This window comes from Arthrobacter zhaoxinii (assembly GCF_025244925.1).
Lineage (GTDB): Bacteria > Actinomycetota > Actinomycetes > Actinomycetales > Micrococcaceae > Arthrobacter_B > Arthrobacter_B zhaoxinii.
This window is the reverse complement of record NZ_CP104275.1, coordinates 1,231,825-1,246,236: the sequence shown is the minus strand read 5'-3', so window position 1 is coordinate 1,246,236 and position 14,412 is coordinate 1,231,825. Positions and strand designations below refer to the sequence as shown.

At 66.2% G+C, this 14,412-nt stretch carries 13 protein-coding genes; 7 read left to right on the top strand and 6 right to left on the bottom strand.

The genetic code is table 11. The features are described 5' to 3' along the window. Positions 1 to 5 precede the first annotated feature (5 nt). The 4 genes from pelF to N2K95_RS05815 are packed head-to-tail and all read left to right on the top strand — an operon-like array spanning position 6 to position 4,484. On the top strand, positions 6 to 1,544 hold the full coding sequence (gene pelF / locus N2K95_RS05830) for a GT4 family glycosyltransferase PelF (protein ID WP_260653305.1): 1,539 nt from the start codon (positions 6 to 8) through the stop codon (positions 1,542 to 1,544). Then, a complete protein-coding gene (locus N2K95_RS05825) occupies positions 1,541 to 2,878 on the top strand; it encodes a hypothetical protein (RefSeq protein ID WP_260653304.1) in 1,338 nt (445 codons plus the stop codon). Before pelF ends, N2K95_RS05825 begins: the two co-directional genes overlap by 4 nt. After that, positions 2,875 to 3,561 (top strand): spherulation-specific family 4 protein, encoded by a 687-nt coding sequence (locus N2K95_RS05820; RefSeq protein ID WP_260653303.1) that lies wholly within the window; start codon positions 2,875 to 2,877, stop codon positions 3,559 to 3,561. Before N2K95_RS05825 ends, N2K95_RS05820 begins: the two co-directional genes overlap by 4 nt. Then, entirely contained in the window at positions 3,558 to 4,484 is a 927-nt protein-coding gene (locus N2K95_RS05815; RefSeq protein ID WP_260653302.1) for an endo alpha-1,4 polygalactosaminidase, read from the top strand. Before N2K95_RS05820 ends, N2K95_RS05815 begins: the two co-directional genes overlap by 4 nt. A 39-nt stretch (positions 4,485 to 4,523) precedes the next feature. Here the strand turns inward: N2K95_RS05815 and N2K95_RS05810 are convergent, their stop codons facing one another. From N2K95_RS05810 to pheS, 3 genes are all read right to left on the bottom strand, one after another. Then, positions 4,524 to 5,132, bottom strand: a complete 609-nt coding sequence (locus N2K95_RS05810) for an HAD family hydrolase (protein ID WP_260653301.1) — start codon at positions 5,130 to 5,132, stop codon at positions 4,524 to 4,526. A 137-nt stretch (positions 5,133 to 5,269) separates the two neighbouring features. Further along, positions 5,270 to 7,807, bottom strand: coding sequence for a phenylalanine--tRNA ligase subunit beta (gene pheT, locus N2K95_RS05805; protein ID WP_260653300.1), 2,538 nt, complete (start codon positions 7,805 to 7,807; stop codon positions 5,270 to 5,272). Then, positions 7,808 to 8,905 (bottom strand): phenylalanine--tRNA ligase subunit alpha, encoded by a 1,098-nt coding sequence (gene pheS / locus N2K95_RS05800; protein WP_255793494.1) that lies wholly within the window; start codon positions 8,903 to 8,905, stop codon positions 7,808 to 7,810. A gap of 103 nt (positions 8,906 to 9,008) precedes the next feature. Here pheS and N2K95_RS05795 point away from each other — a divergent pair, with 103 nt between their 5' ends. Together N2K95_RS05795 and N2K95_RS05790 are read left to right on the top strand one after the other, a co-directional pair. Next, positions 9,009 to 9,500 (top strand): hypothetical protein, encoded by a 492-nt coding sequence (locus N2K95_RS05795; protein WP_260653299.1) that lies wholly within the window; start codon positions 9,009 to 9,011, stop codon positions 9,498 to 9,500. 38 nt (positions 9,501 to 9,538) lie between these two features. Then, entirely contained in the window at positions 9,539 to 10,693 is a 1,155-nt protein-coding gene (locus N2K95_RS05790; protein ID WP_260653298.1) for an Rv2578c family radical SAM protein, read from the top strand. On the opposite strand, the gene N2K95_RS05785 is transcribed toward N2K95_RS05790, so the two are convergent. Both N2K95_RS05785 and N2K95_RS05780 read right to left on the bottom strand, forming a co-directional pair. Beyond that, positions 10,690 to 11,169: a (deoxy)nucleoside triphosphate pyrophosphohydrolase gene (locus tag N2K95_RS05785; protein ID WP_260653297.1), complete on the bottom strand. Its 480-nt coding sequence runs from the start codon at positions 11,167 to 11,169 to the stop codon at positions 10,690 to 10,692. The genes N2K95_RS05790 and N2K95_RS05785 overlap by 4 nt on opposite strands. A gap of 9 nt (positions 11,170 to 11,178) precedes the next feature. Continuing rightward, positions 11,179 to 11,991: a putative protein N(5)-glutamine methyltransferase gene (locus N2K95_RS05780; protein ID WP_260653296.1), complete on the bottom strand. Its 813-nt coding sequence runs from the start codon at positions 11,989 to 11,991 to the stop codon at positions 11,179 to 11,181. Between the two features lie 250 nt (positions 11,992 to 12,241). On the opposite strand from N2K95_RS05780, the gene N2K95_RS05775 reads away from it, so the two are divergent. After that, positions 12,242 to 13,471 (top strand): MFS transporter, encoded by a 1,230-nt coding sequence (locus tag N2K95_RS05775; protein ID WP_407080123.1) that lies wholly within the window; start codon positions 12,242 to 12,244, stop codon positions 13,469 to 13,471. Here the strand turns inward: N2K95_RS05775 and N2K95_RS05770 are convergent. Further along, positions 13,428 to 14,375: a cation diffusion facilitator family transporter gene (locus N2K95_RS05770; RefSeq protein ID WP_260653295.1), complete on the bottom strand. Its 948-nt coding sequence runs from the start codon at positions 14,373 to 14,375 to the stop codon at positions 13,428 to 13,430. The genes N2K95_RS05775 and N2K95_RS05770 overlap by 44 nt on opposite strands. Between the last annotated feature and the right edge of the window lie 37 nt (positions 14,376 to 14,412).

Here is a 14,412-nt window from a genome sequence, read left to right as displayed (position 1 = left end):
GGACGATGAGGATCGTTCTTATCACTGAGGGAACCTATCCGGTTGTCACCGGTGGAGTGAGCACCTGGTGCGACCAACTGATCGTCGGACTTTCAGAACACGACTTTGACGTCGTTGCGCTAAGCGGAAGCGGCGCCAAAATCGTGTGGGAGCTGCCGCCCAATGTGCGGAAGGTTCGAGTGATTCCCGTCTGGGGACCTCCCGCAGCTCCGCTCCGTGCCGGCCCCCGCCGCCGTAGTTCGATTGACTCCACGCAGGCCGCCCTCGCCCAGTTGTGGGACGCCGCTCTCGGTCCCGACGTCGACGATGCCGTGGAGCGGACGACGAACGCGCTGCGCCAGCTTGTCGACATAAGCGACCGCATAGGGTTGTCACATGCGCTGGCCACCCGGGGCTCCGTGGCCGCCATTCTCGGGGCGTGGTCCCGCCAAGCCGTGAGCGCAGGAGAACGCCAGATTTCCGTCGCCGATGCCGTCATGGCTGCGGGTATCGTGGACCGGGCACTGGCCCTCGTGGATAACCGCTTCGCAAAGGCGGACGTCATCCACGCCTCCAGTAACGGCCCCTCCTCCCTGCTTGCCCTGGCGCAGTCCTGGCGGCATGGCACCCCGATCCTGCTGACCGAGCACGGCGTCTACCTGCGTGAGCGCTATCTGGCGCTCTACGCTGCCAAAATGACGTGGCCGGTGCGGCGCGCCGTGACCGCGTTCCTTCGGCGGCTCTGCCAAGTGGTTCACCTCCACGCGCACATGGTCCTTCCCGTCAACCAGTTCAACGCCCGGTGGGAACGGAGGCTCGGGGCTGCCCCCGAACGCATCCATACCATTACCAACGGTGTCGACCCCGCGAAGTTTCGGATGGTGACCACGGAACCGGAGGTGCCGACAATAAGTTTCGTTGGACGCATCGATCCCCTTAAGGACCTGGAGACACTCATCTCCGCATTTGCGCTGGTCCGCGCACGGGTGCCTGATGCGCAGCTGCGAATCTTCGGTCCCACGCCCCCCGAAAATGTCTCCTACAAGGCGCGTCTGGTGGCCCTGGCCCTCAGTCTGGGGATCAATGACGCGGTCCGTTGGGAAGGGCCCAGCCAGGGCAGCCGCCCTGCGATAGAGGCCGGCCATTTAGTCGCGCTGTCCAGCGTTTCCGAAGGCCTGCCGTTCACCCTGCTGGAAGCGATGATGTGTGGGCGTGCGACCGTAAACACTGACGTCGGAGGCGTGGCTGAATGTCTGGATGAGCACCAGACGACCGGGATGCTGGTTGCGGCCCGGGACCATGTTGCCTTCGCGGAGGCCTGCGTCGCGCTGCTTTCCGACAGCCAGCTGAGGTTCGCCATGGGCACTGCGGCAAGACGGCGGGCGCTTGCCGAGTTCACCTTGGAGCGGTGCCTTCACCGCTACCGGGAAGCTTATCTGGCTGCCCGCGACGGCCGGTTGTTGAAGCAGACCCCCCAACACGCAGCCAAGCGCGTGCATGGGAAACATGCTGCCCGGGTTCCTGCCCCGGTCCTGACGGGCCGTCAATTCAGGCTGCTGGCATGAGCTCCGACAGCGTCATCATGCCGTCGTCGGGTGAACCCCTGCCCGACAGCGGAGGCAACACTGATCCGCTGGCTCTCGATGCTGTCGATACGTTCGACATCACTGCACGGCTGGAAGCTTCCGGCCTGAGCGACCGCACGGTTGCCAAACGGCATGGTGCACCGGATGTTTTCGCGTATGCCCAATCCCTCGTTCAGGTCCGCAACTCCGTCCACCTTCCGCTGGAACCGGAGCGCTGGCTGAGCAGGGATGCACTGCTTGAAGCCGTCCGCCGCGCGGTCGTCCTGATCATGGGTGCGGTCCTCGGCGGGATGACCGCCACCGTCATGACGGGGAGCACCACGGAAGTCCTCACCGCCGGCATCAGCGCGTGGGTCGTCGGCCAATCAGTCTCCGGCATCGTGTGGGCACATGCTAATTCCGGTCAGCTCAAACGAGGCATTGCCCACGGATCAGGGGCGACCATCCTGGTGACAGCAGCTTTGGCCTGCTTCATGGTTGTCCTGCTGCTGCTTCCCGCGCACGATGCCTCCCTGGCCTTCCTCATCATGGCGTGGTGCTGGTACTCCTGCATCGTTTCGATGCTCGTCATCCTTGGACGATCGTGGTACCTGATGACTGTTCTGGCGTTTGCCTGCGCCGCTGTCACCCTCACCCTCGTGCTGGGCCATGGGTCTGCAAAGGCTATTGTCCTGACCATCGCCGCACTGGTCCTTGCGGCGGTCACCCTCGCTCTCGCCATTCAGCTGCGGAAGCTCAGCGAACCCGTCATCCTGGGCAGTGCCGATTGGCGTTCTGCCGCCGCGCCGGCGTTCCAGGCGGCATGCCTTGCCGCGGCACTCTCTGTCGCCTTGACACGGCTTCCGGCCTGGGAAGGAACAGCCCTCATCGTGGCCACCGTCGTCGCCGCGGCAGCAACGGATCCCGCACTGGTCCTGATGCGCCAACGGCTCATGTGGTCCTCCCGGCGAACACCATTGCTGCGGCATGCGGCCCGCAACGCCTGGATTGTGACGATGGGTATGTCCGCAGCCATCGTCCTGATATCCGCGTCCGTTTCCACGCTCGTGGTCCTCTTTCTGGTCGGGTACACGCAGGTGGCGACGACTGTTATCGCGGCTGCTGTCTTCAGCTCCCTCGCGACAACATCCACAACCCTGAATGCCTTTGGACTGCCGACGGCGGGCGTGGTTTTCGCGGGCGCCGCTCCGCTGTCGGCAATGGTATGGATCCTGGTGGGCAACCTTGCCGGCGTCCTGGTGGCCGTGGCGTTCCTCGTCGCAGGTATCGCTGTTCTCCTAGCACGGGTTTCAGATCCACGGGCTTACGCATGAGCGCTGCACGGTTTGCCCTGCCCTGGTACGTCCACCCGGCGGAAGCCCCGCGGGAATGGGCCTGGCTTGCAGCCCGTCGGCCCGAGGTTTCATTTGTCGTGGTGAACGTCCACAACGGGCCCGGCCCGGACAATGACGAGTATTATCCAAACGCGCTCGCGCTGCTGCGGGGCATCAGGATCCTCGGATATGTTTCCGTCCGGTACGGGCGGCGGTCTGTGACGGAAGTCGGGAAGGAGATTGCAAAGTGGCAACGGCTCTACCGGGTGGATGGAATCATGCTCGATGAACTGCCGGCTATAGATACCAGCCTCGCCCGCTGTGCCCAGTATGCCGCCGCTGCCAGGGCCGCAGGAGTCACCTTCCTGGCAGCCAACCCCGGTACTTTTCCGCCGCCGGAACATTTGGATCTGTTCGACGTCGCTGCTGTCTTCGAAGGGACCGCAGAGTCCTATGCAGATTTTCAGCACCCCGCGTGGGCGCGTACCGTACCGCCGCACCGGCTCTGGCATCTGGTGTACGAATGCGCCCCGGAGCAGATCGATGCCATCCGGGACAGCGCCGGCGGGCGCGGAGCCGGACATGTTTATGCAACTGACCGGTCCTTACCCAATCCCTGGCTGGGGCCGCCGACAGCGGTTTCCGACTGTCTCCTCGCCGGGCATCCCGTGACCAGCCCATGAGCCGTTCCACACCGAAAGCCGGGAGCCGCCTCGGATTCGGATCAACGCCTCCCAGCCCGGTTCCGGGCCCGGTCCTGGTTCTGGTTCTGATCCTCGTCCTGATGCTCCAGGCCTGCGCGGCCAGTGGTTCCCCCGGGCCCCAGCCCTCCGGATCAACGTTTCCCGCAGCATCCTCTTCGCCTGCAACACCTCCCTCCACCGAGGTGCAGGCCGAGTCCGCTGGGCCGCTGTGGCGTCCTTCGCCGACGGACAGCTGGCAGTGGCAGCTGTCCGGCGACGTCGATGTCACGGTGGAGGCCGGCATTTTCGACGTGGACTTTGAAACCACTACCCCGGAAGAGATTGACTCTTTGAAGCAGAATGGACGACGGCTGATCTGTTACTTCTCCGCCGGGTCGCGGGAGGAATACCGCAGTGATGCAGGAGAGTTTCCTGTCGCCGTCCGAGGGCAGCCCTTGGACGGCTGGCCGGACGAAGAGTGGCTCGACATCCGGCAGATGGACGTTCTCCTGCCGATCATGGCAGCACGGATGGATACCTGCGCTGCGAAGGGTTTCGATGCTGTTGAGCCGGACAACCTGGACGGGTACGTCAACGAGACCGGTTTTCCGCTGACGGCCGAGGACCAGCTGGCTTACAACCGCGCTGTTGCAGAGCTGGCCCACTCCCGCGGTTTGTCGGTGGCGTTGAAGAACGACGTCGACCAGATTCCCGAACTCGTGGACAGTTTCGACTTCGCCGTCAACGAGGAATGCGTCCGCTATGACGAGTGCAGCCTGTATCTGCCGTTCACCGATGCGGGCAAAGCCGTTCTGCATGTCGAATATGTCGGGACCCTGGATTTCTGCGCCGAGACACGGCAACTCGGTCTGACCTCCATGCTGAAGCCTCTGGACCTCGGTGCCTCGAGACAGCCCTGCTAACGCCCGAAGAACCCCGGAAGGGCAGTGCCGGGTCCGCTGCTACCGGCCGAGCCGGGCCAGCTCTGCCCGCAGGTCCGTTCCGCCGGTGTGGAGCACCGTCTGGAATCCCAGGGCCCGTGCCGTAGAGATGTTCTGCGGGTTGTCATCAATGAAGACGATGCCCTCGGGTGTCGCCCCCAGATCGGCAGCCACCCGGTCGAAGATCCTCGGATCCGGCTTCACCAGGCCCATCTGTCCGCTGAAGTACAGCTTCGAGAAGTGGTTCACCCAGGGCGACTCGGCGGAATACCTGCGAGACATACGGTCCGGCATGTTGGAGAGCAGGGCCAGGTTGGCACCCGAGCTGCGCAGCGTTTCCAGGACCTCCAGCGTCCGGGGATTCAAATGCGCCCACTGCGCTGCGTCCATCCCCTCCAGGGTCTCCACCTCGTCCGGCCCCGCATCCCGGCCAAGCACGCTTCCCCAGTACTGTGCCGGGGTCAGCCGGCCGGCGTCAAAGTCTTCGCGCCGTTCCCAATACGGGCTCGTGCCAGACTCCAGCTCCCGGCGGCCGGTGGCCTGTTCCAGCAGCCTCCAGTCCTCCGGAGCAGGAGCCGTTGAAATCACCATGCCGTAATCGAAGAGGTACCAGTCCGTTCGCGGAGTCATCGCCACAGCTTAGCGAACGGTCCGGAGCGCGGCAGCCGTGTCCGGTTCCCGCCGGGATCCGGCGAAGCAGGACTTAAACGCAGCAGGTCCCGCCGGAGAGGAACATCCGGCGGGACCTGCTGCTTGGCGGGGTAAACCTACCGCTGGACGGCGCCGAACCGCTCAGCCGCCAGTGCGACGGCGGCCGCACGGGCCTCGGAGGCTTCGTCTGCCGTCAGCGTCCGGTCCGGGGCGCGGAAGCGCAGCGCGAACGCGAGCGACTTGTGCCCGGGCTCAATACCGGAGCCGGCGTAGACGTCGAACAGGGCTACGTCTTCAAGCAGCTCGCCGGCTCCCTCGCGCAGCGCCTCGCGGACCTGCTCGGCGGGAACATCCTCTGCCACCACCAGGGCCACGTCCTGCGTGGAGATGGGGAAGCTGGAGATCGGACGGGCGACGATGACGTCGGGGGCGGCGTCGAAAACCGCATCCACGTTCAGTTCCGCAGCCACCGTGCGGGCGGGCATGTCCCGTGCGGCCAGGAGCTTGGGGTGCAGTTCGCCGGCGTAGCCCACGGTTTCGCCGCTGCGCAGTGCAATCCGTGCGGTGCGGCCGGGGTGGAACGCCTGGTGGGTACCCTGTTCCACCACGAGTTCCACGCCCAGGACGTCGCCCATCAGCTTTGCGAAGTCGACGGCGTCGGCCCAGTCCCAGGCGCGCGGCGTGTTGCCGGCACCGGGGGCGGATTCATGGCCGGCCAGCAGGACACCCACGTGCAGCGGCTGGTCCGGAATTCCGGCGTACAGCTCATCCAGGACGTCGTCGGACGGCTTGGCACCCAGCGGCGGGATGCTCTCGGTGCCCAGGTGCTCGCCGGGCAGGAAGACCGTGCCCGATTCGAACAGGGCCAGATCCCGGAAGCCGCGGGACATGTTCCGCTTGGCAACCTCGAACAGTCCGGGCAGCACCGAGGTGCGCAGGTAACCGTATTCGGCGCTGAGCGGGTTGGCCAGCTTGAGCGCAGGCCGCGTACCTTCCGGCGCCCCGAAGGTGGTGTTGTCCGCCTCGGTCACGAACGGATAGGCCAGCACCTCGGTGAGTCCGGCCGCGGCCAGGGACTGCAGAAGGCGGCGGCGCTGCTGCTGGAGGCGGGTCAGGCCGCGTCCGGGCGGAGCCACCGGCAGGGTGGACGGGATCTTGTCGTAGCCCACCAGGCGGATGATTTCCTCGGTGAGGTCCTCACGCGTCTCCAGGTCCGGGCGCCAGCTCGGGGGCGTCACCAGGTAGCCGTCGCCGGTTTTTTCGACGGCGGCACCCAGGTCCTCGAGCGTGCCGGTGATCTGCGACTCGGTGAAGTCCAGGCCGATCAGCCGGGCCGGGAACTGTGCGGGCAGGTCGATGCGCCGCGGCGCGGGGGCGGTGCCGACGTCGGTGATGGACTCGTCGGCGGTGCCGCCGGCGAGTTCCACCAGCAGGTCGACTGCACGCTGTGCGGCGACATCGGCTACGTTCCAGTCCACGCCGCGTTCGAAGCGCTTGGATGCTTCGGAGGGCAGCTTATGCCGGCGGCGGGAGCGGGCAATGCTGACTTCCTCGAAGTGGGCGGCTTCGATCAGAACGTTCTGCGTTCCGCCGGCAACTTCGGTGGCGGCCCCGCCCATCACGCCAGCGATGCCGATGGCACCGGACCCGTCAGTGATCAGCAGGTCCTCCGGGGAGAGCCGGCGTTCCTTCTCGTCCAGGGTCTTCAGCGTTTCGCCCTCGGCGGCGCGGCGGACCACAATCTCGCCGGTGAGCTTATCCAGGTCGTAGAAGTGCAGCGGCTGGCCGAGCTCGAGCATCACGTAGTTGGAGATGTCGACCACGAGCGAGATGGACCGCATGCCGGCCAGGCGCAGGCGCGAGGACATCCACGGCGGGGTGGGGCGGGAAGTGTCGACGCCGCGGACGGTCCGGGCCACGAACCGGTCGCAGCCGGGCTTGCCGTAGATGGGAGCGGCGTCGTCGAGCCGTACCGGGTAGCCGTTGCCGTCTGCCTGCGGAACGACGACGGCTGCGGCCGGGTCGGTGAACTTGGTGCCGGTGGCGTGGGCGTACTCGCGGGCGGCGCCGCGGATGGAGAAGACGTAGCCGCGGTCCGGAGTGACGTTGATTTCCGCCGCCTGGTCGTACAGGCCGAGCAGTTCCATCGCGTCGGTACCGACCTCGGGGTCCAGCCCCAGGGTGGAGAGCACCAGGATGCCGTCGTGGTCCTCGCCGATGCCGAGTTCACGCACGGAGGCAATCATGCCCGCCGACACGTGGCCGTAGGTCTTGCGCGGGCTGATCCGGAAGTCTCCGGGCAGTACGGCGCCGGGCAGGGTGACAACAACCTTGTCCCCCACCTTGAAGTTGTGCGCGCCGCAGACGATGCCCTGCACGCCGGAGGGGTCGATGCCGTCACCGGTGAGGGTCTGCTCGGCACCTTCCGGCACCACGCGGACCGAGCACCAGTTAATCGTCTTGCCGTTCTTCTGCGGCTCGGGCTCCATGCTAAGCACCTGGCCCACCACAATGGGGCCCTGCAGCTCGTCGGTGGGACGGTGGACGTCCTCTTCCTCCAGGCCGACCTTCACGAGGTCTTCCATGACGTCTTCGGCGGTTGCGTCCGCCGGAACCTGGGCATACTCGCGCAGCCAGGAAAGTGGGATTCTCACTTAGATCTCCATCCCGAAGTGTTCGCTGAAACGTACGTCGCCCTCGATCATTTCGTGCATGTCCGAAACCTCGTTGCGGAACATGAGGGCACGGTCAATGCCCATGCCGAAGGCAAATCCTGTATAGACCTCGGGGTCGATCCCGGCTGCGCGGAGCACGTTGGGGTTGACCATGCCGCAGCCGCCCCACTCGATCCAGCGCGGGCCGCCCTTGGCGCCCGGGTGCCAGATGTCCAGCTCGGCGCTGGGCTCGGTGAAGGGGAAGTAGTTCGGGCGGAGCCGGACCTTCGCCTCATCGCCGAAAAGAACACGCGTGAAGTGCTCCAGGGTGCCGACCAGGTCGGCCATGGTCAGGCCCTTGTCGATGGCCAGGCCCTCGAACTGGTGGAAGACCGGGGTGTGCGTGGCGTCCAGCTCATCCGTGCGGAACACCTTGCCGGGGCACAGCACGTAGATCGGCAGGTCGCGTTCGAGCATGGAACGGACCTGGACCGGAGAGGTGTGCGTCCGCATAACCAGGTGCGCCTCGGGCGGCTCCACGAAGAAGGTGTCCTGCATTTCGCGGGCGGGGTGGTCCGGCTTGAAGTTCAACGCGTCGAAGTTGAACCACTCGGATTCCACCTCGGGGCCCTCTGCGATTTCCCAGCCCATCCCGACGAACACGTCCGCCACCCGGTCCTGCAGGGTGGAGATGGGATGCCGGCCGCCGATGTGCCGGCGGCGGGGAGCTGCAGTGACGTCCACGGCCTCTTCAACAAGGATCCGGGCGTCCCGCTCGGCTTCGAGCTCAACGGTACGGGCGGCGAGCGCGGAGTTGATCCGGCCGCGGGCGGGGCCCACGAGCTTGCCGGCGGCGGCCTTCTGGTCCTTGGGGAGCTTGCCGATGGTCCGGTTCGCTCCGCTCAGCGGCGACTTCTCGCCGGTGACGGCAATCCGGACCTCCTTGAGTTCACTCAGGTCCGCGGCAGCGGCAATGGCGGCGAGCGCCTGCTCGACGGCGGCGGCAATAGCTGCTTCATCCAGCGGATTCGGCGGCTCGGGCAGGGCGCCCTCAGGGGAAGTATCTGGGGAACCGGTCCCCGGTGTGGAGTTAGACATGTACTGTGCTTACCTGTTTCCGGCCCTAGTTGGGTTCTGGCTTATCATTGCAAGTCTAGTAGACGAGCCCAGCAGGGCCGTCATACTGCCGCAGGGAGGTGCCATGCCGTCCGTACCGATCGTTCTCCGCCCGCGTGCCGTTTCCATCCGCCGCTGGATCAACCTGCTGAATCTCTCCACCCCTGCGGGTGTGCTGCTGGCGCGTGCGACCGGGTGCAGCATTACCCCGGGGCCGCAGCAGATCACCCTCGCCGGCGGCTATCCGCTGCCCCTCCCCCGTGCGGCCGCGTTCACCGTCGGCAACGTGGTCCTCTACCGTTCCTCCTCGGCCCGCCGCATCCACGCGCCGGACAGCCCGCTGCTGCGCCACGAGATCCGCCACAGCTCGCAGTACGCGCTCCTGGGTCCGTTCTTCCTCCCTGCGTACTTCGCCGCTTCGGCCCTCTCCCAGGCCTTCGCCGGGGATCCGGCGTCGGCCAATCCGTTTGAACGACTGGCAGGACTGCGCGACGGCGGCTACCGTCCCGGAAGGCCGCGGCGGCGCGCCCGCGGTGCCGGTCCCGGCCGGCCTCGCCGCCGGTCCCGCAGCAGATAGAGCTACCCCTGCATTCGAACATATGTTCTAATGAGGGAATGAGGTGGCAAGGTCAGGAACTCAATGCACCGCCCGCCCAGGGCGACGATAGCCGCGCCGGTTGCGGCACAGCTTCCCGGGCAACACCGCCGGGCACGGACGCTCCAGGCGCCACGGCAACCGCTTCGGCACTGCCCCTTCCGGCGGTGCCCGGCACCACGGATCCGTTGATTCCGCTGCAGGGCCTGGTCCGCTCCGTACGCACCCCGGACTTTGCCGGTGTGACGTTCCACGAGGTCCTCGCCAAATCGGTCCTGAACAAGGTGGGCGGCGGCTCGAACATGCCGTTTGAATGGACTGTCAATCCGTACCGCGGCTGCAGCCATGCCTGTGTTTACTGCTTCGCCCGCAAAACCCACACCTACCTGGATATGGACAGCGGCGCCGACTTCGACAGCCAGCTCGTGGTCAAGGTCAACGCTGCCGAGGTCCTGCGGCGGGAACTCGCACGGCCCTCCTGGCAGCACCACCATGTGGCCATGGGCACCAACACCGATCCCTACCAGCGTGCCGAGGGCCGCTACAAGCTGATGCCCGGCATCATCCGTGCGCTGGCGGACAGCGGCACCCCCTTCTCCATCCTGACGAAGGGCACCCTGCTGGCACGGGACATCCCGCTCCTGAAGGAAGCCTCCGCGCAGACCGAGATCGGGATGGGCATTTCGCTGGCGCTGGTGGACCCGGAACTGGCGAAGCGGGCAGAGCCGGGAACGCCCACACCCCGTGCCCGGCTGGAGCTGATCAGCCGCCTCCGGGACGCCGGCCTGCCGTGCTCGGTCATGGCCATGCCCATCCTGCCGTGGCTTACCGACGGCGACGAATCCCTGGACACCCTCTTCTCGGCGCTTGCAGCAGCCGGGGCCACGGGAGTCACTGCGGGTGCCCTGCACCTGCGTCCCGGGGCACGGGAGTGGTATCTGGAGTTCCTGGCCCGGCACTACCCGGAGCTCTCCGGCAAGTACGCCCGGCTTTACGGAAAAGGCACCTACGCATCCAAGGAATACCGGGACTGGCTGGCCGGGCGGATCCGGTTCTTCAAAGCCAAGTACGGCTTCACCGGCGGCGCCCGGTTCCTGCGGCCGGCAGGGGAAACGGTTCCCGGCGCGGGAAGGCCGGACGCCGCGCCGGCTGTCAGCCAGGAGGCACTGTTCTAGAGCCCGGCAGCGACCGTTTGCTGAAGCGCGGTGACGATCGGCAGGTCAGCCGGAATCCAGGGCAGTTCCATCAGTGCGTTTTCGGTGAGGTCCACCCAACGAAGCTCGTCATGGTCTTCCAGCGGCTCAGGTGTCCCGTCCGTGACTTCTGCCAGCCACACGCGCATTGCGGCGGTGCGGTTGAGCGGCCAGCCCTGCTCCGAGGGGCCGGGGACTTCGGCACCCAGTTCGACCCGGATCCCGAGCTCCTCTGCCAGTTCCCGGTGGAGCGCCTTTGTGCAGCCTTCCCCGGGTTTCACCTTTCCGCCCGGGAATTCCCATAGTCCGGCGAGCGCCTCGGGAGCGCTTCGGCGCGCCGCCAGGAGCTTCGAGGGCCGGGCCAGGGAATCCAGGATTGCGGCGCCCACCACCTGCACGCCGGGCGATGAGCGGGGAGCTGCTGTACCGGCCTGGCTGGAGTTCTCTTGTGAATGCATCCACCGAGCTTAACCGGTTTGCCTGATGCCCTTCATCCTCCGGGGCGGTGCACTGCCCACGGCAACCGTGGCATCGGTTTCCTCATTCCGGAGTATCTCCGGGGACAGTCCTGCGGCGGCAAGCAGCCCGCCCACTGCACCTGCCTGTTCCTCGCTGCACTCGAGCAGGACCTTCCCCCGGAATCCGAGCCACTGCGGAGCTTCGCTGATGATCCGTCCCACCGTGTCGAGTCCGTTCCGGCCGCCGTCGAAGGTGGCGGCAGGCTCGTAGTTCCGCGCTTCGCGCGGCAGCGTGGCCAGCGCACCGGTGGGGACGTAGGGAGCGTTGGCAACAACGAGATCGACCCTCCCGCGCAGCTCCTGAGGCAGCGCGAGAAAGAGGTCTCCCTGCAGAACGGCGGCCTGCGGCAGATTGCTGCGCGCGCATTCGACGGCGTCCGGATGAAGGTCGACGGCGTATACCCGGCAGTCCGGCACGGCCGCCGAGACCACCATTGCGACCGCCCCCGAGCCGCAGCACAACTCCACCACCAGGGCGGTACTCCGTCCTGCAAGCACATGGACTGCCTGCTCGGCGAGGAACTCGGTGCGCCGCCGTGGAACAAAGACCCCCGGCCGCAGCCCTACCCGAAGACCTCCGAAAGACGCCCAGCCAAGAACCTGCTCCAACGGCTGTCCGGCCAGCCGCCGGGCCACCATGAGATCCAGCACCGCTGCCCCGGGAGCGCCGGACAGGAGCAGGACCGCTTCTTCTTCGGCGTACACGCACCCTGCTTCCCGCAGGCGGGACACCAGTCCCGCGGGAATTCCGTAGCTCTGCACGCGTTTATGGTGGCAGGCCAACACCGCCGGCACCAGTGCGCCGTTCTACCGGCTGCGCGCACCCGGCAGCAGGAATCGAGCAGGTTCAGCGAATATGTGCACGCAGCAGGGGGACCTTCCGGGTGCGCGGCGGTGCACTAGGCTGGAAGGGACGAAGCCGTCCCGGCGTCCGGCAGGAGCATCTCCTGCTCGCTGACCGTGAACGCCGTCCGCAGCGGCACAGCCGCTTCCCCCACTTTTGAAAGCGAACATGTCCCGGAGCACCACCGCGCCCCTTTCAATGTCCGGCCGGCGCACACCCGGCACCCGCCACACCACAGTTGCCAAGGCCATCGCTGCCCTGGCCGTGGGCGGCTTTGCCATCGGCACCACCGAGTTCAGCATCATGGGCCTGCTGCAGGAAATGGTGGACGATCTCGACATTTCCGTTCCCGCGGGCGGCCACGTTATTTCGGCCTATGCCCTCGGCGTGGTGGTGGGAGCACCCGTGCTCGCCGCCCTCGGCGCCAGGGTACCGCGGAAAATGCTGGTCCTGGGCCTGATGCTCTTCTTCGCCCTGAGCAACCTGTCTTCGTTCTTTGCCGCAGATTATTCCTGGCTGCTCTTCACCCGGTTCCTGTCCGGCCTGCCGCACGGTGCCTTCTTCGGTGTGGCAGCCGTCATTGCTGCGTCACTGGTGGCTCCTACGCGCCGTGCCTGGGCCATTTCCATGGTCATGCTGGGCCTGAGTATCGCGAACGTGGTGGGTGTGCCTTTTGCCACGTGGCTGGGCCAGCAGGCCGGGTGGCGGTGGATGTTCGTCCTGGTGGCGGCTATCGGACTCCTGACGGTCGCCATGGTGGCCCGTTTCGTTCCGTACCAGCCCACATTGGCCGGCGCCAGCATCAAGGCTGAGCTCAGCGCCCTCGGACGGGCCCAGGTCTGGCTGGCCCTGTTGGTGGGAACCGTCGGCTTCGGCGGATTCTTCGCCGTGTACTCCTACATTGCGCCCACCATGACCGAGGTGGCAGGCATCTCCGAGAACGTCCTGCCCGTCGTCGTCGGGCTCTACGGCGTGGGCCAGGTGATCGGCAACGTGGCCGGCGGACGCCTGGCGGATATCAATGTCATGGGCAGCATCTACGCGATCCTGGGCGGCACGGTGGTAATCCTGCTGGCCTACGCGTGGGCGGTGCAGTTCGCTGCGACTGCGATGGTGCTGGTCTTCCTGGTGGGGCTGATCGGGTCAATGCTGACGCCGCCGCTGCAGACTCGGCTGCTGGATGTTTCGCCCGGTGCCGAGTCGTTGGCATCGTCACTGAACCATGCGGCCCTGAACCTGGCCAATGCGCTGGGTGCCCTGCTGGGCGGCGTCGTGATCGCCTGGGGCTGGGGGTACCGCTCCCCCGCCGTGGTGGGAGCGGTACTCGCCCTGCTTGGTTTGGCTATTGCGCTGATCAGCGGGTTCCTTGACCGGCGTCCTGAGCGTTCTTCGAAGTAAATACGTCAGGCTCCAGGTAAATAGCGGTTGCGATCGGTACCGCGGCACGGATCCGTGCTTCCGCAGCGTTGATGCCGTCGGCGATTTCCTGGCCGGTATCACTCCTGGCCATGGTGATCTTCGCGGCCACGAGCAGTTCCTCCGGACCCAGGTGCAGGGTCTTGAGGTGGATGATCCGGGTATCGGGATCTTCCTGCAGGGCCGCTTCGATTCGGCGGACGTCTTCCTTTGTTGCAGACTCACCGAGCAGCAGGGACTTTGTCTCCATGCCCAGGATTACGGCAATAACGACCAGCAGGACGCCGATCATGCCCGTGCCCAGTGCGTCCCAGATGCCGTTGTGGGTCAGCAGGGTCATGCTCACACCGAACAGGGCGAAGATCAGGCCGAGGAGCGCGCCCAGGTCTTCGAGCAAAACAACCGGGAGTTCCGGTGCCTTGGCTGTACGCACGAACTGCTTCCAGCTCTGCTTGCCGCGCGTGTGGTTCGATTCCCGGATGGCCGTGCGGAAAGAGAAGGCTTCGGCAATGATCGCGCCGACGAGCACTGCCAGCGGTACCCACCACCAGCGGCCTTCGATCGGGTGCGGATCCTGCCACTTGTGGTAGGCCTCGTAGAGGGCGAACAGGCCGCCGACGCTGAAGAGGACGATGGAGACGATGAACGCGTAAACGTAGCGTTCACGGCCGTAGCCGAAGGGGTGCTCGGGGCTCGCCTGGCGCCGTGCACGCTTACCGCCCACGAGCAGCAGGGCCTGGTTGCCGGAGTCGGCAAGCGAGTGGATAGCCTCCGCGAGCATGGAGGACGAACGAGTGAGGGCGAAGGCGATGAACTTCATGACCGCAATGGCCAGGTTGGCGCTCAGGGCCGCGACAATCGCCTTATTTCCACCGCTGGCAGACATATGGAGGACCCGTTTCTCTGATGGCGTTCGCTTAGTT